Raw genomic sequence first — 24,120 nt, 5'->3', positions numbered from 1 at the left:
AGCGTGGTGACATGACCGACCTCAACCTGCCGATCCTCGACATGTCCCAGCTCGACGCGGGCGACGAAGCGGCCGCGCGCTTCCGCGACGAGCTCGCCGCCGCGACGCGGGACGTCGGGTTCTTCTACCTCACCGGCACGGGAGTCTCGCCCGAACTCGAGGCGCGCCTGCACCGCGTCGCGCGGGAGTTCTTCGCCCTCCCCGAGGAGCAGAAGCTCGCGATCGAGAACGTCAAGAGCCCCCAGTTCCGCGGGTACACGCGGCTCGGCGGCGAGCTGACGCAGGGCAAGGTCGACTTCCGCGAGCAGATCGACATCGGTCCCGAGCGCGAGGTCGTGACCGACCCCGAGGCACCGGACTACCAGCGCCTGACAGGCCCGAACCTGTGGCCCGAGGCCCTGCCCGAGCTGCGCGAGGTCGTCGAGGAGTGGCACGACCGGCTGTCGGACGTGTCGCGCCGGCTGCTGCGCGCCTGGGCGCTCTCGCTCGGCGCCGAGGAGGACTTCTTCGACGGCGCGTTCCAGGACCCGTCGTCGCTCATCAAGATCGTGCGGTACCCGGGATCGACCGAGCCGGAGCCGCAGCAGGGCGTCGGCGCGCACAAGGACGGCGGCGTGCTCACGCTCCTGTGGATCGAGCCGGGCCGCGGCGGACTGCAGGTCGAGCGCGAGGACGCGGACGGCAACCGCTACTGGGTCGACGCTCCCCCGGTGCCGGGCGCGTTCGTGGTCAACATCGGCGAGATGCTCGAGGCGGCCACGCAGGGCTACCTGCGTGCGACGAACCACCGCGTCGTGTCGCCCCGGTACCCCGAGGACCGCATCTCGGTGCCGTTCTTCTTCAACCCGGGCCTGGACGACTACATGCCGACGCTGCAGCTGCCCGCCGAGCTGGCGGCCCTGGCGCGCGGCGTCGAGGACGACCCGAGCAACCCCATCCACACGCTGTACGGCGAGAACGCCCTGAAGTACCGCCTCCGCGCCCACCCCGACGTGGCGGAGCGCTGGCACGCCGACCTCCTGGCGGCGCGCGCCAAGGCGTAGTCCTCCCGGTCATCGGTAGCGCCCGCGCGGCGGCCCCGCAAGGGGGCTGACCGCGCGGGCTCCGCCGTTCTAGCCTCGGCCGTATGGACGTCACGATCTTCGCGCCGTCACCCGCGCTCACGATCACGATAGAGGAGCAGGACGCGCGGCCCGACATCCACATCCACGCCGGAGGCCAGGGAGTCTGGCAGGCCCGGATGCTCCGCCGCCTGGGCGTGCGCGTCACGATCTGCTGCGCGCTGACCGGGGAGACCGGGCGCGTGGTGCAGCGCCTGCTCGAGGACGAGGGCTTCCGCGTGGTCGCGGTCGAGCGGTCGGGCCGCGGCGCCGCGTACGTGCACGACCGCCGCGACGGGCAGCGCACGGAGGTCGCCGAGATGGACGGGGATCCGCTCGGCCGCCACGAGCTGGACGAGCTGTACGGCGCGACCCTGCGCGAGGGCATCGCCTCGGGGCTGACGATCCTGAGCGGCCCCCACGGCGAGGGCGCGCTGCCCGCGGACACCTACCGGCGCCTGGCCGCCGACCTGCGGACCAACGACGTGCGCGTCGTCGTCGACCTCGCGGGCGACCGGATGACCGCGGCGCTCGAGGGCGGCGTCGACCTCCTGAAGGTCAGCGACGAGGAGCTGCGCGCGGACGGGCTTCTGGAGGGCGAGGACGTCGGCTCGGTCGTCGCGGCCATGGAGGCCCTGCGGGACCGCGGCGCGCGCGACGTGATCGTGACCCGCGCGGACCGGCCTTTCCTGGTGCTGGACGGCCGCACCGTTCACGAGGTGACGCCGCCCGCGCTGCAGACGACCGACACCCGGGGCGGCGGCGACTCGCTCACCGCCGGCGTGTGCGCGGGGCTGGCCGCCGGCGAGCCGCTGCGCGAGGCGATCCTGACCGGAGCCGCGGCGGGCGCGCTCAACGTGACCCGCCACGGGCTCGGCACGGGCGAGCAGGAGACGATCGCGCGCCTGAGGGACAGCGTGCGGGTGCGGACGCTCCGGGGCCCCTCGGCCGACGACTCGGACGACAGCCACGGCCGCGTCAGCCCCGACGGCCTCGCCGCGCTGGCCGAGCCGACCGATCATCGCCCGCATCACGAGGAGCCCGCGCCGGAGGACCCCGCATGACGCGCACCCTGGTCACGAACGACGACGGCATCGACGCCCCCGGCCTGCACGCGCTGGCGCGCGCCGCGCGCGAGCACGGTCTGGACGTGACGATCGCGGCGCCCGAGCGGCAGTCCAGCGGCGCCAGCGCGTCCATCGTCGCCGGCGAGGAGGAGGGCCGGATCGCCGTGGACCGCCGGGAGATCGACGGGCTGGAGGAGCTCCCCGCGTTCGCGGTCCGCGGCGGCCCGGGCCTGATCGCGCTGATCGCGGCCCACGGGGCATTCGGCGACACGTTCGATCTGGTGCTGTCGGGCGTGAACCACGGTGCGAACGTGGGGCGCGCCATCCTGCACTCGGGCACGGTCGGCGCGGCGCTGACCGGCGGGCTGAACGGCGCGTGGGGGCTCGCGGTGTCGCTCGACGTCGGCATGCGCCCTGAGGTGTTCGAGTGGGACGCTGCCGCCCAGACCGCGATCGACGCACTGCCGTTCCTGATGTCGCTGGAGAAGGGCTCCGTGGTCAACCTCAACGTGCCGAACGCGCCCGAGCATCGCGGGATCCGCGAGGCGCCCCTGGCCCCGTTCGGCATCGTGCAGACCACGCTGAGCGAGCGCGGCCACAAGCACATCCGGCTCGCGGTCGAGGACCTGCCGCACGTCCCGCAGCCGGGGACGGATGCCGCGCTGCTCGCGGACGGCTACGCGACGCTCACGGGCATCGAGCCGGTCTCGCACCGCCACCTCGGCTACGAGGGGTGAAGCCGCGGGGCGGTCGGCTTCGACTTGCTGCGCTCTGGGCCCACGCGGCGAGGTGCCCCGCGCGCCGCGAAGCGGCGTGTGGGGTAGCCGTGGGGATCAGCCCGTTTCGACTCCGCTGCGCTCCGCTCAACGACCGGGGAGAACCCCCGGTCATCTACGGTCGTGCGAGCGAAGCGAGCGTGGAGCGAAGCGACCCCGCAGCGCGAAGCGCTGCCGAACGGAGCGAAGCGACGTTCCTCGCTCGCAAGGGTGCCGCTTGCGGCCCCGCAGCGTGCGACCGCTCCTGAAAAGAACGTGCGAGCGAAGCGAGCGTGGAGCGAAGCGACCCCGCAGCGCGAAGCGCTGCCGAACGGAGCGAAGCGACGTTCTCGCTCGCAAGGGTGCCGCTTGCGGCCCCGCAGCGTGCGACCGCTCCTGAAAAGAACGTGCGAGCGAAGCGAGCGTGGAGCGAAGCGACGTTCCTCGCTCGCGAGTGTCCGGCGCGGAGCGTCGGCGCGAGCGTGCGAGACGCTCCTGAAAAAGCAAGAGATCCCGCCCCACACCTGGGACGGGATCTCTCGAAGACGATTGAACGCTGGTGCGCTCTGCTGCTCTCAGCTCAGCGGCGCAGACCGAGACGCTCGATCAGCGAGCGGTAGCGCTCGATGTCGATGTCCTGGAGGTAGCCGAGCAGACGGCGGCGCTGACCGACGAGCAGGAACAGGCCACGACGCGAGTGGTGGTCGTGCTTGTGCTCCTTGAGGTGCTCGGTGAGGTCCTTGATGCGCTGCGTCAGCATCGCGACCTGCACCTCGGGGGATCCGGTGTCACCGGGGTGCGTCGCGTACTCTTCGATGATCGCCTTCTTGACGTCTGCTTCCAGTGCCATAGAACCGATCCCCTTCCTCTTCGTTGCGCGGCGCCCGACGCCTGATGCGCGAGCTCTCTTTATCCGCGGCCGATCGAACGGCAACCACGTGAGTCTACCAGCGTCCGGCGGCCTCGGCGACCGCACGGCGCCTGGCCGTTCGCCCACGGACTAATGTCTTCTCGTGGCTCGAACCGGCGGCGGACATCTCATCGACCTGCGTCCGCTGACCCAGAGCCCCGCGTTCGCGCGACTGTGGGTGGGGACGCTGCTGGGAGGTCTGGGCGGCCAGCTCACGATCACGGCCGTGATGCTGCACATGTTCGCCCTGACGGGATCGACCTTCGCGGTGTCGATGATCGCGGTCGCGGGTCTCGTGCCGATGATCGTGGCGGGACTCTACGGGGGCATGCTCGCCGATCACTTCGACCGCCGGCTCGTGGCGCTGGTCGCCGCGGCGATCGGCTGGAGCGCCACGGTGCTGCTCGCGGTCCTCGCGTGGTCGGGCCTGGTGAACGAGGCGTGGCTGTACGCGCTGTCGATCGCGAGCTCGGCCGCGACCACCGTCGCATCGGCCACGAAGGCCGCGATGACGCCCGCCCTGGTCGGGACGCACCTCATCCCCGCGGCGGCGGCGCTCACGGGCATCACCGCCGGGATCATGGTGATGGCCGGGCCCGCGCTCGGCGGCCTGCTGGTGGCCGCGTTCAGCTACCCGATCACCTACACGATCGACGCGATCCTGACGCTGTCGCTGTTCCTGGGTCTCGCGACCCTGCCCCACCTGCCGCCCGAGGGGCAGACCGACCGGCCGGGGCTGCGGTCGATCGTCGACGGCCTGGGGTTCCTGAAGGTCGCCCCGAACATCCGGATGCAGTTCATCCTCGACGTGATCGCCATGACGTTCGGGCAGCCGATCGCGCTGTTCCCCGCGCTCGGCGTGGTGCTGCTCGGCGGCGGCGAGGTCACCTCGGGGCTGCTGATGGCGTCGATCGCGGTGGGCGTGTTCGTCTCGAGCCTGTTCTCCGGCCGGGTCGGATCCGTGCGGCGGCAGGGCGTGGGCATCGCGCGCGCCATCCAGGCGTTCGGCCTGGCGACGGGGCTGTTCGGGCTGGTTCTGCTCGTGGCCGCGCTCGGCGGGAGGGGCGTGGACGAGACCCACCCGGACATCCCGATGATCGTGCTCGCGTGCGTCTGCCTGGCACTCACGGGCGCGGCCGACAACATCAGCGCGATCTTCCGGCAGACGATGCTGCAGGCCGCGGTGCCCGACGCCGTCCGGGGCCGCCTGCAGGGCATCTTCATGGTCGTGGTCGCCGGCGGTCCGCGGGTCGGCGCCCTCTACACCGGCACGCTCGCCGGGATCGCGCTGTGGTTCCCGCCGCTCGTCGGCGGCGTCGCGATCATCGTGGTCGTGGCGGTCATCCTGCGCTTCGCGACGCGCTTCCGCGCCTACGACGCCGAGGCGCCCACGCCGTGACGCACCGGGCGGGCCGGCTGCGGACGCGACGAGGGGCGGATGCCGTCCGGCACCCGCCCCTCACAGGGTGCGAGGTCAGTCCTGCTTGAGCGCGCCCTGCAGGTCGAGCGTGATGGTGACGTCCTTGCCCACCAGCACGCCGCCCGTCTCGAGCGCCGCGTTCCAGGTGAGGCCGAAGTCCTCGCGGTTGATGGTCGTGCTGCCCGTGGCGCCCGCCTTGTAGTTGCCCCACGGGTCGGCGCCGAAGCCGCCGAACTCGACCGTGAAGGTCACGGGCTTCGTGACGCCCTTGATGGTGAGGTCGCCGTCGACGAGGAACTCGCCGTTCTGCTCGCGCACGCCGGTCGACTCGAACGTGATGGTCGGGTGGTTCTCGGCGTCGAAGAAGTCGGCCGAGCGGAGGTGCTGGTCGCGGCCCTCGTCCTTGGTGTTGATCGAGGCGACGTCGGCCTTGGCCGAGACCTTCGCCTCGAGCGGGTTCGCGGGGGCCTCGATGACGCCCTCGATGACGTGGAAGCTGCCCTTCACCTTGGAGATCATCATGTGGCGGACGTTGAAGCCCACCTCGCTGTGCGCGGGGTCGATGACGTAGGTGCCGGGACGGTAGCCGGGGATCTCGATGGTCATGGGGTCTCCTCGAAGGTCGTGCCGTGATCGGCGGTGTACCGAGAACAATACCTATGCACGCGCATATATTCCAGACTCTCCGGATGAATTCTCCGGAAACGCCGGAGGCGCCCCTCCCCCACGGCCGGAGCCGCGTGCGGAGGGACGCCTCGGGTGATCGGGATCAGGCGACGTCGATCAGGTCGATGATGAAGATGAGGGTCTTGCCGCTCAGGAAGTGACCGGCGCCCGCGGGGCCGTACGCGAGGTGCGGCGGGATGACCAGCTCGCGGCGGCCGCCGACCTTCATGCCGGGGATGCCGTCCTGCCAGCCCTGGATCAGGCCGCGCAGCGGGAACTGGATGCTCTCGCCGCGGTTCCACGACGAGTCGAACTCCTCGCCGGTCTCGTACTCGACGCCGGCGTAGTGCACGGTGACGGTGTCGCCGGGCTTGGCCTCGGCGCCGTCGCCGACGATGAGGTCGCGGACGACGAGCTCCGACGGGGCGGGGCCCTGCGGGGCGTCGAACTCGGGCTTGGTGCGATCTGCGCTCATGGCATCCATCGAACCACGAACCCCGCGCGCGATGGGGGCCGCGTGCACCGGATTACGCCGACAGCGCACGCCGCGGGCCGGGCGCCTCGAGGGGATGTGCGCCCGGCCCGCGACGGGCCTCATGCCGTGACGCGCCGCCTCGAGCGGGCCAGCAGCAGCCAGCCGGCGAGCAGCAGCCCGCCGCCGAGGGCCGCGTTGCCCCAGCCGATCTCGCCACCGGTCTGCGGCAGCGGCGGCGCCACGGGCGCCTTGGACGCCTTGGCCGTCACCGTCACCGTGTTGGTCGGCGTCTCGGGCTGGTTGCGGGTGCTCACCGCGGCGACGTTGTCGAACGACGTCTCCACCTTCTCGCCGGGCTTGAGCGCCGGCGCGTCGGGGACCATCGCGTCGAAGGTCACGGTGACCACCGTGCCCTCCTCGATCTCGGCGATCTCGATCCGGTGGGTCGCGGTGTCCTCGTCGTACGTCGCCTCGCACTCGACGGAGCAGCTGGCGGGAAGCAGGCTCTCGAGCCCGTCCTCCAGCTCGTCCACCACCACCACGTCGCGGCTGAGGGCGTCGCCGCCGGCCGTGAGCGCGATCTGGTAGCGGACCACGTCGCCGAAGTCGACCATGCCGTCCGACTCGATCCAGTCGTCGCCGTCCTGCTCCCACACCGACTTCTCGGCGTCGAGCGTGCCCGCGACGAGCGGCGTCTCCTCGCAGTCGACGTTGGGAGCCGATACGGTCGCCACCGCCACATCGCCGACCTCCGGGCACTCCGGCTCCTCCGGAGCCGGGTCGTCCTCGGTCGTCACGTAGGCGAGGTTCACGTACTCCCCGGCCGGCGCGTCCGGCTCGAAGCGCACGGTCAGCTCGAGCACGACGCTCGCTCCCGCCGTCAACTGCGTCGGGTCGAGCTCGCAGGTGACCGTGCGGCCGTCGGCGGTGCACTCCTTGGGACCCGAGACGTACGCCATCCCCTCAGGCAGCTCGTCCACCACCGTGACCGGGTCGTCGGCGTCGACGTCGCGCCCGGACGTGTTGGCCACCGTGATCGTGTAGTCGAACTCGTCGCCGGCCTCGGCCGTGACGCCGCCGTCGTCCTTGGTCAGCTGCAGGTCGACGGGGCGGTCGGGGTTGGAGACCGTGCAGACCGCGTCGACGATGCCGACGATCGTGACGACGTCGCCCTCGAGCGTGCCGCCCAGGCACGTCCAGACGCCCTCGTCGTACCCCTGCGGCCCGGTCTCGGACAGCGTGTAGACACCGGCGGGGACCTCCGCCGCCGTGACGGCCTCGTCGCCGGTCACGCCGGTGATGGTCACCGGACCGGTCGCCGTGAGGACGAAGTCACCAGGCTCCGCCTCGCCGCCCTCGTCGTTCAGGACGATCTTCACGAGCGTGAGGGTGGGCAGCTGCAGAGGCGTGGGCTCGCAGTCGACGTTGTTCGACTCGCTCGGGCACTCGGGCTCCTCCGGTGCCGGATCGTCGTCCGTCGTGACCCAGGCGATGTTCTCGTACTCGCCCGCCGGGGCATCCGCCTCGAACGCCACCGTCAGCACCAGCTCGACCGTCCCGCCGACGCCCAGGAGAGCCGGGTCGACGTCGCAGGTGATCGTGCGGTCGACCGCCGAGCACTGCTCGGGGCCGGACACGAAGACCATGCCCTCGGGCAGCTGGTCGACCACGGTGACCGGCTCGTCGAGGTCGGCCGCGCGGTCGCCGATGTTCTCGACCGTGATCGTGTAGTCGAAGCTGCCGCCGTTCGCCGCGGTCGCGCCGCCGTCGTCCTTGGTGAGGGCGAGATCGACCGGCAGGTCGTCGTTGACGATCGTGCACACGACCTCGTCGCCCACGCCCAGCGTCAGCGTCGAGCCGTCGAGGCTTCCGCCGACGCAGCTCCACGCTCCGGCGGTGTAGCCCGCGGCCGTCGTCTCGGACAGCGCGTACTCGCCGGCCGTGACCGCGACGGCCGTGACCGCCGGGTCGCCCGAGACGCCCGTGATGGTGTCGGGCCCCTCGGCGGTGAGCGGGAAGTCCGCCGTGCCGAGGTCGCCGCCGTCGTCGTTCACGACCTGCTTCACCAGCGTGAGCAGCGGGGCGATGTCGTCGTTCACGATCGTGCAGACCGCGTCCTCGCCGACCTCGAGCGTGAGCGTGGACCCGTCGAGGCTGCCGCCCTCACAGCTCCAGGCGCCGGCGCTGTAACCTGCGGGGCCCGTCTCGCCGAGCGCGTACTCGCCCGCCAGCACCGCGGCGCCCGTGACGGTCGCGTCGCCGGTCGCGCCGGAGATGTCGGACGGGCCGTCGGCCGTGAGCGTCCACTCGGTCGCCGCCGCCGTGCCGCCGTCGTCGTTCACGACCTCCTTGATGAGCGTCAGGTGCGGAGCGATGTCGTCGTTCACGATCGTGCAGGTCACGTCGCCGCCGTTGGGCACCGTCACGACGCCCTCGGCCGTGACCATGCCGCCGTCGCACACCCACACCCCGGGCTCGTACCCGGCGGGGCCGTCCTCCGACAGCGTGTAGTCGCCGGCCGGGACGATCGCGTCGGTCACGGAGGGGTCGCCGGTCACCCCCGTGATCGTCACGGGGCCCTCCGCCGTCAGCGTCCACGCCGAGGGATCCAGCTCGCCGCCGTCGTCGGTCACGACGTCCTTGATCAGCGTCAGCTCGCCCGGCAGATCGTCGTTCACGATCGTGCAGACGACGACGTCCCCGACCTCGAGCGTCAGGCTGGAGCCCGCGAGCGCGCCGCCGTCGCAGCCCCAGTCGCCCGGCGCGTAGCCGGCCGGTCCCGTCTCGCCGAGCGCGTACTCGCCCGCGGTGACGGGGACGGTCGTGACGGCGTCCTCGCCGCTCACACCCGAGATCGGCGTGGGTCCGTCGGCGGAGAGCGTGAAGTCGGTGTCGGCGGCCGTGCCGCCGTCGTCGTTCACGACCTCCTTGACGAGCGTCAGCAGCGGCGCGATGTCGTCGTTGGTCAGCTCGCAGTAGGCGGTGGCGCCGTTCGCGAGCGCGACCTGCGAGTCCGCGACCGGCACCGCCGTCTCGCGGCTGTCGTCGGTCCAGCAGGAGACGTCGACGAGCGCGTAGCCCGTCATCGGCAGCTCGCCCAGCAGGTAGGTGCCGGCCGTGACCGGCGCCATCGTCACGGCCCCGTCGCCCTCGGAGCCCCCGATGGACGTGGGTCCGGTCGCGGTGAGGGTGAAGTCCGTGTCGACCGCGGTGCCGCCGTCGTCGTTCACGACGGCCTTCACGAGCGTGAGCAGCGGCGCGATGTCGTCGTTGGTCAGCTCGCAGTAGGCGGACCCGCCGTTGGCGAGGTCGATCGTGCCGCCCGTGACCGTGACGGTCGTCTCGCGCGTGTCGTCGGTCCAGCACAGGATGCCCGTGAGCTCGTATCCGGCGAGCGCCTCCTCGCCGAGCGTGTACGTGCCGGCCGAGACCAGCGCGTCGGTGACCGCCGCGTCGCCCTCGGCACCCGAGATCGGCGTCGGACCGTCGGCCGTGAGCGTGAAGTCCGTGTCGACGGCCGTGCCGCCGTCGTCGTTCACGACCTCCTTGACCAGCGTGAGCGCCGCCGGGAGGTCGTCGTTCGTCAGCTCGCAGTACGCGGTGTCCCCGCTGCCGAGCTCCAGCTGCCCCTGGACGACGTCCAGCGCGGTCTCGCGCGTGTCGTCGGTCCAGCACGAGATGCCGAGCAGCGTGTAGCCGTCGACGGCCGCCTCGCCGATCGAGTAGCTTCCCGCCGACACCGGTGCCGCCGTGACCGCCGGGTCGCTCTCGGCACCCGAGATCGGCGTCGGACCGTCGGCCGTGAGCGTGAAGTCGGTGTCCGCCGCTGTGCCGCCGTCGTCGTTCACGACCGCCTTCACGAGCGTCAGCAGCGCCGCGATGTCGTCGTTCACGATCGTGCAGCTCGCGACCTCACCCACGGCCAGGGTCAGCTGGTCCACGTCGAGCGTGCCGCCCGTGCAGGACCAGTCGCTCGCGCTGTATCCGGCGGGGCCGTCCTCGGAGAGCGTGTAGACGCCCGCCTCGACCGCGGCGTCGGTCACGGCGCCGCTGCCCGTGGCGCCGGAGATCGGTGTCGGGCCGTCGGCCGTGAGGGTCCACTGGGTGGCGACGGCCGTGCCGCCGTCGTCGTTCACGACCTGCTTGATCAGCGTGAGCCGGGGGGCGATGTCGTCGTTGACGATCGTGCAGGTCACGTTCTGGTCGAGACCGAGCGTGAGGGTCGCTCCCTGCAGGCTGCCGCCCGTGCACGACCAGTCGCCCGCGTCGTAGCCGCCGGGGCCGCTCTCGGTCAGCTCGTAGGCGCCGGCCTGCACCGCCGCGCCAGTGATCGCGGCATCGCCGGTCGCACCGGTGATCTCGACGGGGCCCGTCGCGGTCAGCGTCCAGTCGGTGGCGGCGGCCGTGCCGCCGTCGTCGTTCACGACCTCCTTGACGAGCGTCAGGCGGGGCGCGATGTCGTCGTTGACGATCGTGCAGACGACCGCGGCGCCGTTCGGCACGACCACCGTGTCGCCCTCCGCGGTCGCGCCCGAGCACATCCAGGTGCCGGCCTCGTAGCCCGCGGCGCCGCCGGTCTCGGACAGCGTGTAGGTGCCGGCGCTGACGTCGACGGGGCCGACACCGCCGGCGCCCGAGATGGGCGTGGGGCCGTCGGCGCTGAGCGTCCAGTCGCCCGGTGCGGCGGTGCCGCCGTCGGCGTTGACGACCTCCTTGATCAGCTGCAGCGAGCCGGGCAGGTCGTCGTTCGTCAGCTCGCAGTACGCGGATCCGCCGCTGCCGAGCGCGATCTGCCCGTCGGTCACGGGCACCTCGGTCTGACGGGTGTCGTCCGTCCAGCACTGGATGCCGGTGAGCTCGTATCCGGCGAGCGCCTCCTCGGCGATCGTGTAGGTGCCCGCGGAGACCTCGGCGTCCGTGACCGCCGCGTCGCCCTCGGCACCCGAGATCGGCGTGGGGCCGCTCGCGGTGAGGGTGAAGTCGGTGTCGATCGCCGTGCCGCCGTCGTCGTTGACGACGTCCTTGACCAGCGTGAGGTGCGCGGGCTGGTCGTCGTTCGTGATCGCACAGGTCACGGCCTCGCCCGCGGCGATCGTGACCACGTCGCCCTGCAGGGATCCGCCCGTGCAGGACCAGGCTCCGGCCGTGTAGCCGTCGAGCGACTGCTCCGACAGCGTGTAGCCGCCCGGTCCGACCAGCGCGGTGAGCGCGCTGCCGCCGTCCGAGTCGGTGTCGGCGCCGGTGAGCACCACGCCGCCCGAGCCGGTCGCCGTGAGCGGGAAGTCCGCGCCCGTGGCGGTGCCGCCGTCGTCGTTGACGACGATCTTGTCGAGCGTCAGCGAGGTCACCTGGTTCGTGATGACGCAGACGGGGGTCATCAGGCCGAGCGTCGCGGCGGAGAGCACGAATGTGTTCCCCGTGTAGGCGCCGTTCTCCCACACGGTCGTGGTCTGCTGCGGGCTGCCGACGAGGAAGGGGTTCTGGTACGTGCAGACCACGGACAGCCCGGTCACCCCGGTCGGCAGGCTCGCTACGAGCTCCGCGACGCGGTAGTCGGGCTGGGCGATGAGGTCGGTGTACGTGTGCGAGCCGCCGGCCTCGATCTGGGCCGTGACGGTCGAGGTGCTGCCGTCGGTGTCGCGGGCGGGCCGGGTGGCGCCGTGCGTCGCGAGGCCGTCCTCCTGATCGATCAGGTAGTCGAACAGGGTGCCCTCGGGGACCGGCCCGGTGACCTCCTTCTGCACGGTCAGCGGGCCGCAGCTGCCGATCGTGAGCGAGTCGCCGCCCGACATGAAGTCCTGCAGCTGGCCGCCCGTGGTGGCGTTGCCGGTCTGGGTGACGATGTCGCCGGTCGTGAACGTCAGACAGCCGGTCTCGGGCAGCAGGCCCGACGCCGTCAGGTCGATGGCCATCTCGCCGAAGGTGTCGTCCTGCGAGCCCGGGAAGTCGGGGTTGGTGCCGACCGCCGCCTCGAACGTGATGTTCGGCGTCTGCACCCACGAGACGCCGTCCCAGATCATTCCGATCGCGTTGGTCGTGCCGTTCGGGTTGACGTTGAACTGCACCAGGCGGTCGCCGTCGCGGCCCGGCGCGCCGCCCTCGAACGAGTAGTTGATCGACAGGTCGCCGGTGCCCTCGGGGGCGCGGGTCCAGTACTGGTACAGGATCACGTGCTGCTGCCCGTTGACGTCGACGATCTCGTAGGCCGCGCCCGCGGAGCACAGATCGCTCTTCTCGTTCGGGTACGGGCCGGGGCTCATCTGCCACGGGTTGGAGTTGATGGTCTGGCTGTTGGTGCCGCTGATGGTGGGGTCCTCGGTGGTCGTGCCGTCGCCGCGACACGCCTCGCTGTTGGCGTAGCTGTCGATGATCCCGGTCGTCGGCAGCCCGCCCGGCGTGAGGCCCGGCCCGTAGAAGGCCTCCCAGTCGTCCGGGGCGAGCTTGTCGCCGTCGATCGCGAACGAGGTCTGGACCCCGCCCACGGTCGCCGCCTGCGCGGGCGTCGCCACGAGCGCGCCGAACGACGCGAGCAGCAGCGCGCTCAGCGCAGCGAGCCAGCGCGTGCCGCGACGGACGCCGCCGGCTCCTCCCGCGTCGCCGTCGAGCCGACTCGAGTTGCGGTACCTGGACATCGATGTGCTCCTACCCGGGCATGCGCCCCCACAGTGCGCCCGCACTGGGGTGCCTCCCTGAGCGGATGCCGCTTCGGGCGGGCGGCTCTCCGTCCGGGGATGCGCGGACGTCACACGCAAACGATCCGCGCGCCACGCACCTGGCCGAGGGCGGTCCCAGCGAATTTCACCCGCCCTGTCACCCGGCTCGATATTCCGCGTGATTCCGCGGAATCGCGCGGGTTCACCCCCCGTGTCACCCGGTCATCGGGCCGCTGCCTGGAATATCAGTAGGGCGATGTCCGAGCGCGGAGCATAATGACCCTCGTGAGGGGGAGCACCGATTACTCGGTCCCCGGGCACTACCCGACGCCCACACCCACGTCGCGGATCTATCGCGCACTGGGAGCCCAGGCGTGGGATGAGGCCCTGCGGATCGCAGAGGAGAACTGGCGGCAGCTGCTGACGACCGGCATGCCCGCCGTCCGCGCCGTGGTGGACACGGTGCCGGCCGAGCGCCTGGACGCGGATCCGCGCTGGCGCCGCATCCGCGCGTACCTGCTCGCGGCCCCGTCGGCCGCCGCCGCGGCGACCTCGCCGTCGCGTGCCGACGCGGTCGCGGCGGTGCTGCGCCTGACGAACGAGGCGCGGGTCGCGCGACGGTCCGGCGACCTGACCGGGTCGCTCGCCCTGGTCCGGCGGGCGCGCGAGGACTTCGAGCGCATCCCGCACGAGCAGCGCGCCGCGCTCGGCGGCGATCTGCCGCACGTGCTCTATGCCTGGGGACTCACGGAGGTGCTCGCGGGCGACGCGACGACCGGCCTGGAGGACCTCACCCGGGCGTACTCGTCGGCGCGCGCCCACGGGGACACGCGGCTCGCGCTGCTGGCGGCCTCGGACCTGGCGTGGATGCACGCGACGGAGGGCCGCGTGCCCGCCTGCGAGCAGTGGACCGCCGCGGCCCGGTCGCTGCTGCCCGTCGGCGGCAGACCGGCGCCGCAGCCCGCGTCGCTCGCCCTCGCCGAGAGCGCCGCCGCGTTCGACCGCATGGCGTTCGACGAGTCGCGCGCCGCCCTCGCGCGGGCGGCGGAGAGCCCCGGCGAGCACACCGTGGAGCTGGCGTGGGCGTCGGCGCTGCTGGCCTCGAAGGATCCGTCGGCCGACCCGGCCGCGGCCCTCGCCGCGCTCGACGAGACGGACGCGGCGCTGTCGGCGGGCGCGCCCTCGCAGCTGAGCCCCCTGGCCGCGGCCCGCGCGGCCCTGCTGCACCACCTCGGACGCGGGGAGGCGGCGCGTGCGCTGCTCGAGGACCTGCCCTCCCCCATCCTCCCGTCGATCCGCTCGCTGCGCGCCGTGGTCCATCTCACGCAGGGCGATCTCGACCGCGCGCTGCACGACGCGCAGGCGGCGCTGCACGATCTGGGACGGCCTCGCGCGGTCGTGGAGGCGTGGGCCGTGATCGCGGCGGTCCACCTGCGGCGGCGGGATCCTCAGACCGAGGCGTCGTTCCGGCGCGCCGTGACGCTCGCCGACACGCACCGGCTGCCGTCGGGGCTGAGCCACCTGCCGCTGCGGGACTTCGAGGCGCTGATCGCGTTCGCGCCGGCCGACAGCCCCAGCCTGGCCGCGGTGATCGCGGCAGGGCCCCGGCGCCCGCCCGCGCCGCGCACGCCGCCGCCACGGGCCACGCCGAGCGAGCTGGCGACGCTCCGCCTGCTCGCCGCGGGGCGCACGACGGGCGAGACCGCGGCGGCCATCGGCGTGAGCCCGAACACCGTCAAGACGCTCACGCGGCGCCTGTACGCCAAGCTCGGCGTCTCGGATCGGCAGCAGCTGGCCCTCGCGGCCGCCGAGCACGGGCTGCTCTGATGATGCTCGACGGCGAGCGGCCGCCCTCGGTCCGGCCCCCGCAGGGCGCGCGCGTCGACGCCGTCGAGGAGGTGTTCGCGGCGCTGGCCGAGAGCCGCTGGCCCGACGCGATCCGGCTCGTGGAGCGCCACTTCCCCATCCTGATCAGCCATCGCCCGGCCGTCGTGCGCACGGTGGCGGACGCCATCCCGCCGGCCGAGCTGCGCCGGCGCCCCCGGTGGATGGGCATGCGCCAGTACGTCGTGCATCTGCTCACCTACCCCGCCAAGCCGCCCGTGTTCCCCGACGCCGAGGTGCGCACCCCCGAGCACATGCCGACCGCCGACCGGCTGGACCTGCTGACGGCCCGCACCGCGGGGCTGCGCACCCGCGGGCTCTACGAGGAGGCCGCCGCGGTCGCCGAGAACGCCTTCGAGGCGTGGCAGGGCATGGGCGCGGACGACCGCGCCGACGTGCAGCCCCGGATCGGCACGCTCGCGACGCAGTGGGGCATGACCCTCGCCGCCGCGGGGCTGATCGCGCGCGCGGTCGACGTGCTCACCGAGGCGCATGCGGAGTCGGACCGCACGGGCAACGTGCGGGCGGCGCTCGAGTCGTCCGGCGAGCTGGCCTGGCTGCACGCGCTGAACGGGACGGGCGCGGCCGCCGACCGGTGGCTGGCGCAGGCGGCCGAGCTGCGCGAGCGTCACCCGCACGTGCAGCGCGTCCGGGCGTCCGCCGCGCTGGGCGCGGCGTACCGCGCGAGCGACCGGCTGGACTTCGACAGCGCGGTGGCGCTGCTGGGCGACCCCGCCCACGACTTCGAGGAGCTGTCGGTGATGGCCGCCTCGATCCGCGCGACCTTCGGCACGCGCGGCCGCGCGGCCGATCCGGTGGACATGATGAGCCGTCTCGAGGTCGCGGTCGAGAGCTGGCCGGCCGCGCGCACGGCGGGCGGTGTGAACGCGTGCGCGCTCGCCATCGCACGAGGCACCCTGCTCGCCTACCAGGGCATGCACGAGGCGGCCCTGATCGCCCTCGCGCAGTGCCCTGAGCTGCCGCGGCCGGCGGTCGGCCTGGTGCGCGCACGCAAGGCCGCCTCCCGCCTCGGCCTCGGCGACATCGCCGGCGCGCTGCGCGAGGTGGCGCACGAGACGTCGAGCCCGTCTCCGCGCATCCGCACGGAGTCGCTGGTCGTGCGCGCGGCGGCGCTGCTTCGCCTCGGCCAGGACGCCTCCGCGGTCGCGTCGTTCCGCCTGGCGGTCGAGACCGCGAGCACGCACGGCCTTCGGGCCTCGCTCGCCGTGGTGCCGCGGGCGGACCTCAGCGCGCTGGCGGCATCCGCCGGGATCCCCATGGCCGACCTGATCACGTCGCATGTGCTGCTGCCGCCCGCGACCTCCGACACGCGCGGACGCCTGTCGCATCAGCAGCTGGCGGTGCTGCGGGCGCTGGCGGAGCACGAGCAGGTGAGCGACGTGGCCGCGGCCCTCGCGCTGAGCCCCAACACGGTCAAGACGCACCTGCAGGCCGCCTACCGCCGCCTCGGGGTCTCGGACCGGGGCGCGGCGATCGAGGAGGCCGCGCGCCGGGGGCTGCTCTGAGGGCGGCGGGGCCCGGTCGACGGGGATCCTGCCCCCGAAATTCCTCAGCGCCCGGGCCGCGGCGATGCCTGCGAGTCTTCCGGGCGCTGAGTTGATCTGAGAACAGGATGCTCCCGCCCCGGGAGCCTGTCAAGACCCCCTCCGGGGCGGTCGCGGATCAGTGCGACAGGAGCGCCTGACGGGTGGCGGTGATGCGCGCGAGCAGCACGTGCTCGTCGTGGGCGGCCTGCGGGTCGCGCCCCGAGATCGCCCGCTGGCGCGCCGCGGCGAGCGCGGCGGCGTCGCGGATGAACGCGGTCATGAGGCGGCTGCGCCCGCCGGGGAGCGACGCGGCCCACGCCCTGCCGGTGCGGCGGCCCTGCGGAGTGGCGAGCATGTCGACCTCCTGCGGGGTGAACCAGCCGGCGGCCGCGTAGTCGCCCAGGCGCACGCGCGTGAGCCGCGCCTCCTCCCGCCGCAGCATCACGACGCCCCACACGAACAGCGCGAAGATCGGCACCTGGAGCACGAAGTAGTAGCCGAGGAAGCTGTCCAGGCCGCCGCCGACCACGAACGTCGCGCCGTTCCAGAGCGCGTGCAGCAGGATCCCCGCGACCATCCCGACCATCCAGAACACGAGCGCCGACGGGGTCTTCATGCCGCGTCGGGCCGCGAGCCCGAGCGCGAAGCCCGTGCAGGCCGTGAACATCGCGTGCGCGAACGGCGACAGGATCGCGCGCATGAAGAACGTGAACCCGAGCGTGAGCGCGCCGCCCTCGATCAGCGAGATCGCGAAGTACTGGATGTTCTCGGTGAACGCGAACCCGGCGCCGATCAGCGCACCGTAGACCACGCCGTCGACAGGTCCGTCGAACGCGCGCCGACCCATCCAGAACACCAGCAGGAGTCCGAGTCCCTTGAAGAACTCCTCGACCACGGGGGCCTGGATGACGGCGCCGAAGAAGTCGCTCTCGGACAGCTGCGGCACCGCGATCGTCAGCGCCAGGTCGAAGATGAGGGTGAAGGCGATGGACGCGGTCGCGCCCCACGCGAGCGCGAAGAACACCAGGCCTCGCGGCTCGGGCTCCCAGCGGTCGATCAGCATCACGGTCATGATCACGACCGCGAACGGGATGAGGGCGGCGAGCAGCCCCACGGTCGACGCGGCGGCGCCGAGGAACGACACGAAGTACGCGATCAGCGCCAGCAGCAGCAGGGCGAGCACCGGCCACAGCCAGATCCAGGCGCGGCGGCCCCGGGGGCTCGCGACCGGCAGCGCGGCCGTCGTGGGGGCCGGAGCGATCGCGGCGCCCGGCGCCCGGTCGGGCTGGGCCATCGCGGTCGGGAAGGGCTGCGGATGGGGCGGGGTCAGACCCGTGCCGTACGTCATGTGCGATCCTCGTGCTCCGTGATTCGGCGGATCCGCGCGCCGGCTGCGAGGACCGTCGCCTGTCACGGTCATCATAGGGGCCCCGCGTCGGCCGCTCCGAGGGGAGCGCCGCCGAACCCGGCTAGCCTGGAGGCATGCGTTTCGCCCACGTCGTGCTCCCCGGGGGCGACGCCCCCACCCTCGTGCTCGTCGACGGCGACGGTGCGGTCCCCGTGCCGTCGCTCCTTCCCGACGGCCCCCGCACGCTCGAGCAGCTCATCGCGGGGGGCGACGAGCTCCTGGCGGCGGTGCGCGAGGCGGCCGCCTCCGGCGCGGGCGACCGGATCAGCATGGACGACGCGGCGTTCGCCCCGGCCGTCCTGACGCCGCCGTCCATCATGGCGGTGGGTCTCAACTACTCGGCGCACGCGGGCGAGCTGAACCTGAAGACCGACGACACCCCGACCGTGTTCACGCTGTGGCCCAACTCGCTCGCGCCGCACGAGGGCACGACGACCTGGGCGCGGTCGCTCAGCGAGGCGGTGGACTACGAGGCCGAGCTCGGTGTCATCATCGGGCGTCCGGCGCGCGACGTCGCCGAGGCGGACGCGCTGGACTACGTGTTCGGCTACACGGTGGTCAACGACATCACGGCCCGCAACGTGCAGTACTCGGAGTCGCAGTGGTGCCGGGCGAAGTCCTTCGACGGCTTCACACCGGTCGGCCCGTACGTCGTCACGGCCGACGAGGTGCCCGACCCGCAGGACCTGCACATCTGGACGGTGCTCGACGGGCACACGATGCAGGACGCCTCCACCGGCACCATGGTCCGCTCCGTGGCCAAGCTCATCGCCCACCTGTCGCACGGCATCACGCTGCTGCCCGGGACGCTGATCTCGACCGGGAGCCCCGGCGGATCCGGCTACTCGCGCACGCCGCAGGTCCTGATGCGGGATCGGTCGACGGTCACGGTCGGCATCGACGGCATCGGCGAGCTGACCACCCACTGCCGCGTCATCGACTGACGAGCGGCGCGCGGTCCGCGCCGCTCAGGCGACCAGCGCGCCCCGGATCGCGGCGTCCCGGATCGCGGCGTCCGTGATCGCGTCCGTCTCGCCGCGCAGTCCCGCCGCCACGGCGAGCGCGGTCTCGGGCCTGTTGAGCGAGAAGATGTGCACCCCGGGAGCTCCGGCCTCGACGAGGTCCCGGCCGAGGCGCACCGCGCGGGCGACCGCGATCTCCTCCCAGCGGCGCGGGTCCTGCTCGTTCTCGAGCTCGAGCACCTGCGAGACCGGCGCCTGCACACCCGTGAGGGCCGCGATCCTGCGCAGGCGCGCGGGAGACGCGATCGGCATGATGCCCGGGATGACCGGGATCGTCACGCCGGCACGCTGGGCGCGCGCGACGTAGCACGCGTACGAGGCGGCATCGAACACCACCTGCGTGAGCGCGAAGGCGGCGCCGGCCGCCTGCTTCGCGAGGAGCGCCGCGACGTCGCCGTGCGAGTCCGTCACCCCCGGCTTGCCATGCGGGTGGGCCGCGACGCCGACCGTCACCTCCACGCCCTGGGCCGCCGCGATCCGTCGCAGCAGCCGGATGGCCGCGGTCGTCGCGATGCCCGGCCGCGCGCGCACCGCGCGCGGGGCGTCGCCGCGCACCGCGAGGAAGTCGCGGACACCCGCCGACAGGTGCGCCTCGATGCGCGCGGTGAGCTCGGCGCGCGTCGTTCCGCCCCCCGTGATGTGCCCCACGGACCGCACGCCCGCGGCGTCGCGCACGTGCCGCAGGAGCGCGAGCGATCGCTCCTGGCACACCCCCGCGGCGCCGGTGCGCACCGAGATGAACGACGGCGCGGCGGCGGCGAGCGCGCTCGCCGCGCGCTCCACCTCGGGCGCATCCTCGGTGCGTCGCGCGGGCGTGATCTCGAATGAGACGGGGGGCGGGAGGTGCGGGGCCTGCGACATTGTGTGACCTCGGGGAGAGCGTGCGGGCGGAGGGACGAGCACTGCTGTGACGTCCGCCCGGGGGTGCGGAGGCCACCGCCCCACACGGTAGGCCGACCCCTCCGGGCGGCCCCAATCGTGTGACGACGTATTTCAATATCCTACCTGACCGAGAGATTGGACTAGACCACTCTCCCGCCTCGTGGGATCCGGAAACGCGCGAAGGCCCCGCAGCGCGAGCTGCGGGGCCTTCGGCACGACGGTCACTTGGACGTCGGAAGGTCCTCGGGGGCGACGATCGGCACGGCGGCCGTGATGGCCTCGATCCCGGACAGGCGCATGGGCGAGAGCTGCTTCTCGACCTCCTCGCGGTCCATCAGGCCCGCCTCGACGACCAGGTCCGCCACGTTCCGGTTGGTCAGCAGCGCGGTCTTCGCGAGCGCCGCCGCGGCGGCGTAGCCGATGAACGGCGTGAGGGCCGTGACCACGCCCACCGACGAACCCACCATCGCCCCGAGGCGCTCGCGGTTCGCCGTGATGCCGTCGACGCAGTTCACCCGCAGCGTGCGCATCGCCTGCCGCATCCAGATGATGGACTGCAGGATCGAGTGCGCGATCACGGGCTCGAACGCGTTCAGCTGCAGCTGACCCGACTCCACCGCCATGGTCACGGTCATGTCCGCGCCCGCGACCGAGAACGCGACCTGGTTCACGACCTCCGGGATCACCGGGTTGACCTTGCCGGGCATGATGCTCGATCCGGCCTGGCGCGGCGGCAGGTTGATCTCGCCGAACCCGGCCTGCGGCCCGGACGACAGCAGCCGCAGGTCGTTGCAGATCTTCGACAGCTTCATGGCGTTGCGCTTGAGCGACGAGGAGAACGACATGAACGCGCCGGTGTCGCTCGTGGCCTCGACCAGGTCCGTCGCCGTGGTCAGAGGCAGGCCCGAGATGTCGGCCAGATGCTTGCGCGCCGACTCCGCGTAGCCGCGCGGCGCGGTCACGCCGGTGCCGATCGCGGTTGCGCCCAGGTTGATCTCGGTCAGCAGCGACGCGTTCTCGGTCAGGCGCTGGTGGTCCTCCCCCAGCGTCGTGGCGAAGCCGTGGAACTCCTGCCCGAGCGTCATCGGGACGGCGTCCTGCAGCTGCGTGCGGCCGACCTTGAGCACGTCGTGGAACTCGTTCGCCTTGGCGAGGAAGGCGCGCCGCAGCAGATCGAGCTCCTCGAGCAGCGACACGTGCACGAGCGACAGCCCGAGCTTGATCGCGGTCGGGTATACGTCGTTGGTCGACTGGCTGCGGTTGGTGTGGTCGATCGGCGACAGGTACGCGTAGTCGCCCTTCTCCCGCCCGGCGATCTCGAGCGCGATGTTGGTGATGACCTCGTTCGCGTTCATGTTGGTCGACGTGCCGGCGCCGCCCTGGATGACGCCCACCACGAACTGGTCGTGGAACTCGCCGTCGATCACGCGCTGCGCGGCCTGGTCGATCAGGTCGGCCTTGGCGGGCGAGAGCACGCCGATCTCGCGGTTGGCGCGCGCGGCGGCCTGCTTGACCATCGCGAGCGCCACGACGAACTCGGGGTAGACCGAGATCGGGCGCTTGGAGATGTCGAAGTTCTCGACGGCCCGTGCGGTGTGGATGCCCCAGTAGACGTCGGCGGGGATCTCCATCGATCCCAGCGAGTCGGTCTCGGTGCGGGTCGCGCTCGCCGTCGAGCGCGCGGAAGTGGTGTCGGCCATGACTGGTCCTCAGGTATCGCGGCGATGCGAAGCCGCCTGTGGTGCGGGGGGCGTCACCGAGCCTACGCGCGGCGAGGCGCGCCCGCCTCAGCCGCGCGGGGGCTTGCGCGAGAAGAGCTCGAGCCGCTGCTCGGGCGTCATCCGCGCGATCCGCTCGTACCACTCGGGCCCGAAGAACGCGGCGGCGTCGTCCGCGTCGACCGGCACGACCGTGTGGGTGACGGTCTCGTCGTACACGTGCACGAGGTGGAACGTCTGGCCCGCGTCCATGCCGTTCACGCGCGTGGGCGGCAGCGCGACGTCCATCGTGTAGCAGGACGCCGACGCCACGCTCACCGGGATGCCCGCGAACGTGCCGCTCATCGAGTAGTGCAGGTGCCCCGCCAGGATGGCGCGGACGTCGCTGCCGGCGAGGACCTCGGCCAGCGCCGGCTGGTCGCGCAGCTCGAGGATGTCGAACAGCGGCACGTGACTCGGCAGCGGCGGGTGGTGCAGGGCGAGGATCGTGCCCAGCGGAGCGGGAGCCGCCAGCTGGGCCCGCAGCCACTCGCGCTGCGCCGCGTCGATCTCGCCGTGATGCCAGCCGGGCACCGAGGTGTCGAGCGCGATGAGCCGCAGCCCGCCGAGATCCCACACGCCCGTCACGGGCTCCTGGCCGGCAGGCAGGCCGAGCAGATCCCGCCGCAGCTCCGGACGCTCGTCGTGGTTGCCCGCGACCCAGACGACCGGCGCGCCGATCCGCGCGGCGACCGGTTCGACGAGCTCGCGCAGCCGCGCGTACGCGCCGGGCTCGCCGAGGTCGGTGAGATCGCCGGTGAAGACGAGCGCGTCCGGTCGCACGGCGCCGTCCGCCGTGAGCTGCTCGACGCGGGCGAGGGTGCGGATCAGATTCGCCTCGGTGTCGTAGCGCCCGCCGAGCGGCGCGTTCCCCGCGAGCAGGTGCGTGTCGCTCAGGTGGACGATCGTCCGGCGTGCGGGCGCGTACTGACCCAACTGCATGAGGCGAGCCTAGCGACGGCCGGCGACGAGAGCGCGCGGCTGCGGGCCGGCCTCAGCCGAGCACGATGAGCAGGATGCCCGACCCCACAGCCAGGGCGCACACCGTGAAGCACGCGAACGCGCCGATGAGCGACAGGCGCTTCGCGCCCTCGGTCAGCGGGCTCTTCGCCGCCGCCTTCGCGGCCGACTTCTCGGCCCGCTTGATCTGCTTGGGAGAGAGCACGGTGATCGCGTCCGTGAAGGTCGCGGGCAGCGCCACGGGGATCCGGCCGCTGCGCGCCAGCAGCCGCAGGCCGAGCGCGTAGAACCCCACGACGACCACGCCGGCCGTCAGCGCGGCGAGGAACACCTGGAGGAACGCGAGCCAGTCGATGGTCACTTCTTCGACTCCTTCTCGGCCTGGCGCTGCGCGAGCCTGCGGCGCTGCCGGGGCGTGGGCGGCGGGTTCTCGTCGACCTTGACCGCGAGCCCGGACTCGGCGACCTCGCTCATGGCGTTGCCGGCGTGGACCTCGTCGCGGCGCGAGCGCAGATACAGGTAGGCGATGATCGCGATCGCGAGCAGCGCATCGATCGCGACGCCGACCACGCCCAGGCCGGCCGCCTGGGTCCACACCACGACGAGGGCGGCGAGCGCGCCGACGGCCCCGGCGGCGGGGAGCGTGAGCAGCCAGCCCACCATGATCCGGCCGACCGTGCGCCACCGGACCTCCGAGCCGCGCCGCCCGAGGCCGGAGCCGATGACGGAGCCGGAGGCGACCTGCGTGGTCGACAGCGCGAAGCCGAGGTGGCTCGAGGCGAGGATCGTCGCCGCGGTGGACGTCTCGGCCGCGAAGCCCTGCGCGGGCTTGACGTCGGTGAGGCCCTTGCCGAGCGTCCGGATGATGCGCCATCCGCCCACGTAGGTGCCGAGCGCGATCGCGGCGGCCGCCGAGACGATGACCCAGAGCTGGGGCTCGTGGTGCTCGGCGGACTGCCATCCGGCCGCGATCATCGCGAGCGTGATGACGCCCATGGTCTTCTGCGCGTCGTTCGTGCCGTGCGCGAGCGCGACCAGCGAGGACGTGAAGATCTGGCCCCACCGGAACCCGGCCCGGCCGTCCGGCTTGCCGTCGTAGCGCCGCGTCACGGCGTACGCGACCTTCGTCAGCGCGAACGCGATGATCCCGGCCGTGAGCGGGGCCAGCAGCGCGGGCAGCACGACCTTGGACATCACGACGCCGAAGTCGATCCCGGCCAGGCCGAAGCCGACGAGCGTGGCGCCGATCAGGCCGCCGAACAGCGCGTGCGACGAGCTCGAGGGAAGGCCGAGCAGCCAGGTCAGCATGTTCCATGTGATGGCGCCGATCAGGCCCGCGAAGATCAGCGAGGGGAACACGTCGCCGGCGATCTCCTCCTCGCGGATCATGCCGCCGGAGATGGTCTTGGCCACCTCGGTCGACAGGAAGGCGCCGACGAGGTTCAGGATCGCGGCGAGCGTGACGGCGGCCTTGGGCTTCAGCGCGCCGGTCGCGATGGGCGTGGCCATCGCGTTGGCGGTGTCGTGGAAGCCGTTGGTGAAGTCGAAGAAGAGTGCGAGCGCGATGACCAGCACCACGATGAGGGCTGCGGTTTCCACCGTCCGCCTTCCGGA

General features: G+C 72.7%; 17 protein-coding genes. 7 read left to right on the top strand and 10 right to left on the bottom strand.

What is annotated here, in order from left to right:
• The first annotated feature begins 11 nt into the window (after nucleotides 1-11).
• From ACYVGN_RS08280 to surE, 3 genes are all read left to right on the top strand, one after another.
• Nucleotides 12-1,043, top strand: coding sequence for an isopenicillin N synthase family dioxygenase (locus ACYVGN_RS08280; protein WP_460790059.1), 1,032 nt, complete (start codon nucleotides 12-14; stop codon nucleotides 1,041-1,043).
• Between the two features lie 83 nt (nucleotides 1,044-1,126).
• Nucleotides 1,127-2,164: a 1-phosphofructokinase family hexose kinase gene (locus tag ACYVGN_RS08275; protein WP_460790057.1), complete on the top strand. Its 1,038-nt coding sequence runs from the start codon at nucleotides 1,127-1,129 to the stop codon at nucleotides 2,162-2,164.
• Nucleotides 2,161-2,904: a 5'/3'-nucleotidase SurE gene (gene surE, locus ACYVGN_RS08270; RefSeq protein WP_134745714.1), complete on the top strand. Its 744-nt coding sequence runs from the start codon at nucleotides 2,161-2,163 to the stop codon at nucleotides 2,902-2,904. Before ACYVGN_RS08275 ends, surE begins: the two co-directional genes overlap by 4 nt.
• 598 nt (nucleotides 2,905-3,502) lie before the next feature.
• Here surE and rpsO read toward each other — a convergent pair.
• Entirely contained in the window at nucleotides 3,503-3,772 is a 270-nt protein-coding gene (gene rpsO / locus ACYVGN_RS08265) for a 30S ribosomal protein S15 (protein WP_055993247.1), read from the bottom strand.
• 163 nt (nucleotides 3,773-3,935) lie between these two features.
• Here rpsO and ACYVGN_RS08260 point away from each other — a divergent pair, with 163 nt between their 5' ends.
• Complete coding sequence (locus ACYVGN_RS08260) at nucleotides 3,936-5,231, top strand: MFS transporter (RefSeq protein ID WP_460790055.1); 1,296 nt, start codon at nucleotides 3,936-3,938, stop codon at nucleotides 5,229-5,231.
• Between the two features lie 75 nt (nucleotides 5,232-5,306).
• Here the strand turns inward: ACYVGN_RS08260 and ACYVGN_RS08255 are convergent, their stop codons facing one another.
• From ACYVGN_RS08255 to ACYVGN_RS08245, 3 genes are all read right to left on the bottom strand, one after another.
• Nucleotides 5,307-5,858, bottom strand: a complete 552-nt coding sequence (locus tag ACYVGN_RS08255) for a YceI family protein (RefSeq protein ID WP_460790053.1) — start codon at nucleotides 5,856-5,858, stop codon at nucleotides 5,307-5,309.
• 163 nt (nucleotides 5,859-6,021) lie between these two features.
• On the bottom strand, nucleotides 6,022-6,393 hold the full coding sequence (locus ACYVGN_RS08250) for an FKBP-type peptidyl-prolyl cis-trans isomerase (protein ID WP_460790052.1): 372 nt from the start codon (nucleotides 6,391-6,393) through the stop codon (nucleotides 6,022-6,024).
• 119 nt (nucleotides 6,394-6,512) lie between these two features.
• The gene (locus ACYVGN_RS08245) at nucleotides 6,513-13,025 is read right to left on the bottom strand and encodes an LPXTG cell wall anchor domain-containing protein (protein WP_460790050.1); all 6,513 of its coding nucleotides are present in this window, start codon (nucleotides 13,023-13,025) and stop codon (nucleotides 6,513-6,515) included.
• Nucleotides 13,026-13,331: 306 nt separating this feature from the next.
• On the opposite strand from ACYVGN_RS08245, the gene ACYVGN_RS08240 reads away from it, so the two are divergent.
• Both ACYVGN_RS08240 and ACYVGN_RS08235 read left to right on the top strand, forming a co-directional pair.
• Nucleotides 13,332-14,873: a helix-turn-helix transcriptional regulator gene (locus ACYVGN_RS08240; RefSeq protein ID WP_460790048.1), complete on the top strand. Its 1,542-nt coding sequence runs from the start codon at nucleotides 13,332-13,334 to the stop codon at nucleotides 14,871-14,873.
• The gene (locus tag ACYVGN_RS08235) at nucleotides 14,873-16,456 is read left to right on the top strand and encodes a response regulator transcription factor (protein WP_460790047.1); all 1,584 of its coding nucleotides are present in this window, start codon (nucleotides 14,873-14,875) and stop codon (nucleotides 16,454-16,456) included. Before ACYVGN_RS08240 ends, ACYVGN_RS08235 begins: the two co-directional genes overlap by 1 nt.
• A gap of 157 nt (nucleotides 16,457-16,613) precedes the next feature.
• Here the strand turns inward: ACYVGN_RS08235 and ACYVGN_RS08230 are convergent, their stop codons facing one another.
• A complete protein-coding gene (locus tag ACYVGN_RS08230) occupies nucleotides 16,614-17,825 on the bottom strand; it encodes a PrsW family intramembrane metalloprotease (protein WP_460790045.1) in 1,212 nt (403 codons plus the stop codon).
• A gap of 134 nt (nucleotides 17,826-17,959) precedes the next feature.
• On the opposite strand from ACYVGN_RS08230, the gene ACYVGN_RS08225 reads away from it, so the two are divergent.
• Nucleotides 17,960-18,829 carry a fumarylacetoacetate hydrolase family protein gene (locus tag ACYVGN_RS08225; protein ID WP_460790044.1) on the top strand — a complete coding sequence of 290 codons (870 nt, stop codon included), beginning with the start codon at nucleotides 17,960-17,962 and terminating at the stop codon, nucleotides 18,827-18,829.
• 24 nt (nucleotides 18,830-18,853) lie between these two features.
• On the opposite strand, the gene ACYVGN_RS08220 is transcribed toward ACYVGN_RS08225, so the two are convergent.
• The 5 genes from ACYVGN_RS08220 to ACYVGN_RS08200 all read right to left on the bottom strand — a co-directional run bounded on the left by ACYVGN_RS08220 (nucleotide 18,854) and on the right by ACYVGN_RS08200 (nucleotide 24,105).
• Nucleotides 18,854-19,768: a methylenetetrahydrofolate reductase gene (locus ACYVGN_RS08220; RefSeq protein WP_460790042.1), complete on the bottom strand. Its 915-nt coding sequence runs from the start codon at nucleotides 19,766-19,768 to the stop codon at nucleotides 18,854-18,856.
• 242 nt (nucleotides 19,769-20,010) lie between these two features.
• On the bottom strand, nucleotides 20,011-21,489 hold the full coding sequence (locus ACYVGN_RS08215; protein ID WP_460790040.1) for an aspartate ammonia-lyase: 1,479 nt from the start codon (nucleotides 21,487-21,489) through the stop codon (nucleotides 20,011-20,013).
• 87 nt (nucleotides 21,490-21,576) lie between these two features.
• Nucleotides 21,577-22,488 carry a phosphodiesterase gene (locus ACYVGN_RS08210; RefSeq protein ID WP_460790038.1) on the bottom strand — a complete coding sequence of 304 codons (912 nt, stop codon included), beginning with the start codon at nucleotides 22,486-22,488 and terminating at the stop codon, nucleotides 21,577-21,579.
• A 52-nt stretch (nucleotides 22,489-22,540) separates the two neighbouring features.
• Nucleotides 22,541-22,867 carry a peptidase gene (locus ACYVGN_RS08205; protein ID WP_460790036.1) on the bottom strand — a complete coding sequence of 109 codons (327 nt, stop codon included), beginning with the start codon at nucleotides 22,865-22,867 and terminating at the stop codon, nucleotides 22,541-22,543.
• The gene (locus ACYVGN_RS08200) at nucleotides 22,864-24,105 is read right to left on the bottom strand and encodes an inorganic phosphate transporter (RefSeq protein WP_134745723.1); all 1,242 of its coding nucleotides are present in this window, start codon (nucleotides 24,103-24,105) and stop codon (nucleotides 22,864-22,866) included. Before ACYVGN_RS08200 ends, ACYVGN_RS08205 begins: the two co-directional genes overlap by 4 nt.
• Nucleotides 24,106-24,120: the final 15 nt, after the last annotated feature.

Source organism: Microbacterium lacusdiani, assembly GCF_054779895.1.
The sequence above is the reverse complement of the archived record's forward strand: the minus strand, read 5'-3'. Positions and strand labels throughout refer to the sequence as shown.

Excerpts from the sequence above, each read along its gene's own strand:
- ACYVGN_RS08255 (WP_460790053.1), bottom strand. The coding sequence starts at position 5,858 with ATGACCATCGAGATCCCCGGCTACCGTCCCGGCACCTACGTCATCGAC.
- ACYVGN_RS08225 (WP_460790044.1), top strand. The coding sequence starts at position 17,960 with ATGCGTTTCGCCCACGTCGTGCTCCCCGGGGGCGACGCCCCCACCCTC.
- ACYVGN_RS08280 (WP_460790059.1), top strand. The coding sequence starts at position 12 with ATGACCGACCTCAACCTGCCGATCCTCGACATGTCCCAGCTCGACGCG.
- ACYVGN_RS08210 (WP_460790038.1), bottom strand. The coding sequence starts at position 22,488 with ATGCAGTTGGGTCAGTACGCGCCCGCACGCCGGACGATCGTCCACCTG.
- rpsO (WP_055993247.1), bottom strand. The coding sequence starts at position 3,772 with ATGGCACTGGAAGCAGACGTCAAGAAGGCGATCATCGAAGAGTACGCG.
- ACYVGN_RS08275 (WP_460790057.1), top strand. The coding sequence starts at position 1,127 with ATGGACGTCACGATCTTCGCGCCGTCACCCGCGCTCACGATCACGATA.
- ACYVGN_RS08245 (WP_460790050.1), bottom strand. The coding sequence starts at position 13,025 with ATGTCCAGGTACCGCAACTCGAGTCGGCTCGACGGCGACGCGGGAGGA.
- ACYVGN_RS08250 (WP_460790052.1), bottom strand. The coding sequence starts at position 6,393 with ATGAGCGCAGATCGCACCAAGCCCGAGTTCGACGCCCCGCAGGGCCCC.
- ACYVGN_RS08215 (WP_460790040.1), bottom strand. The coding sequence starts at position 21,489 with ATGGCCGACACCACTTCCGCGCGCTCGACGGCGAGCGCGACCCGCACC.
- ACYVGN_RS08235 (WP_460790047.1), top strand. The coding sequence starts at position 14,873 with ATGATGCTCGACGGCGAGCGGCCGCCCTCGGTCCGGCCCCCGCAGGGC.
- ACYVGN_RS08230 (WP_460790045.1), bottom strand. The coding sequence starts at position 17,825 with ATGACGTACGGCACGGGTCTGACCCCGCCCCATCCGCAGCCCTTCCCG.
- surE (WP_134745714.1), top strand. The coding sequence starts at position 2,161 with ATGACGCGCACCCTGGTCACGAACGACGACGGCATCGACGCCCCCGGC.
- ACYVGN_RS08220 (WP_460790042.1), bottom strand. The coding sequence starts at position 19,768 with ATGTCGCAGGCCCCGCACCTCCCGCCCCCCGTCTCATTCGAGATCACG.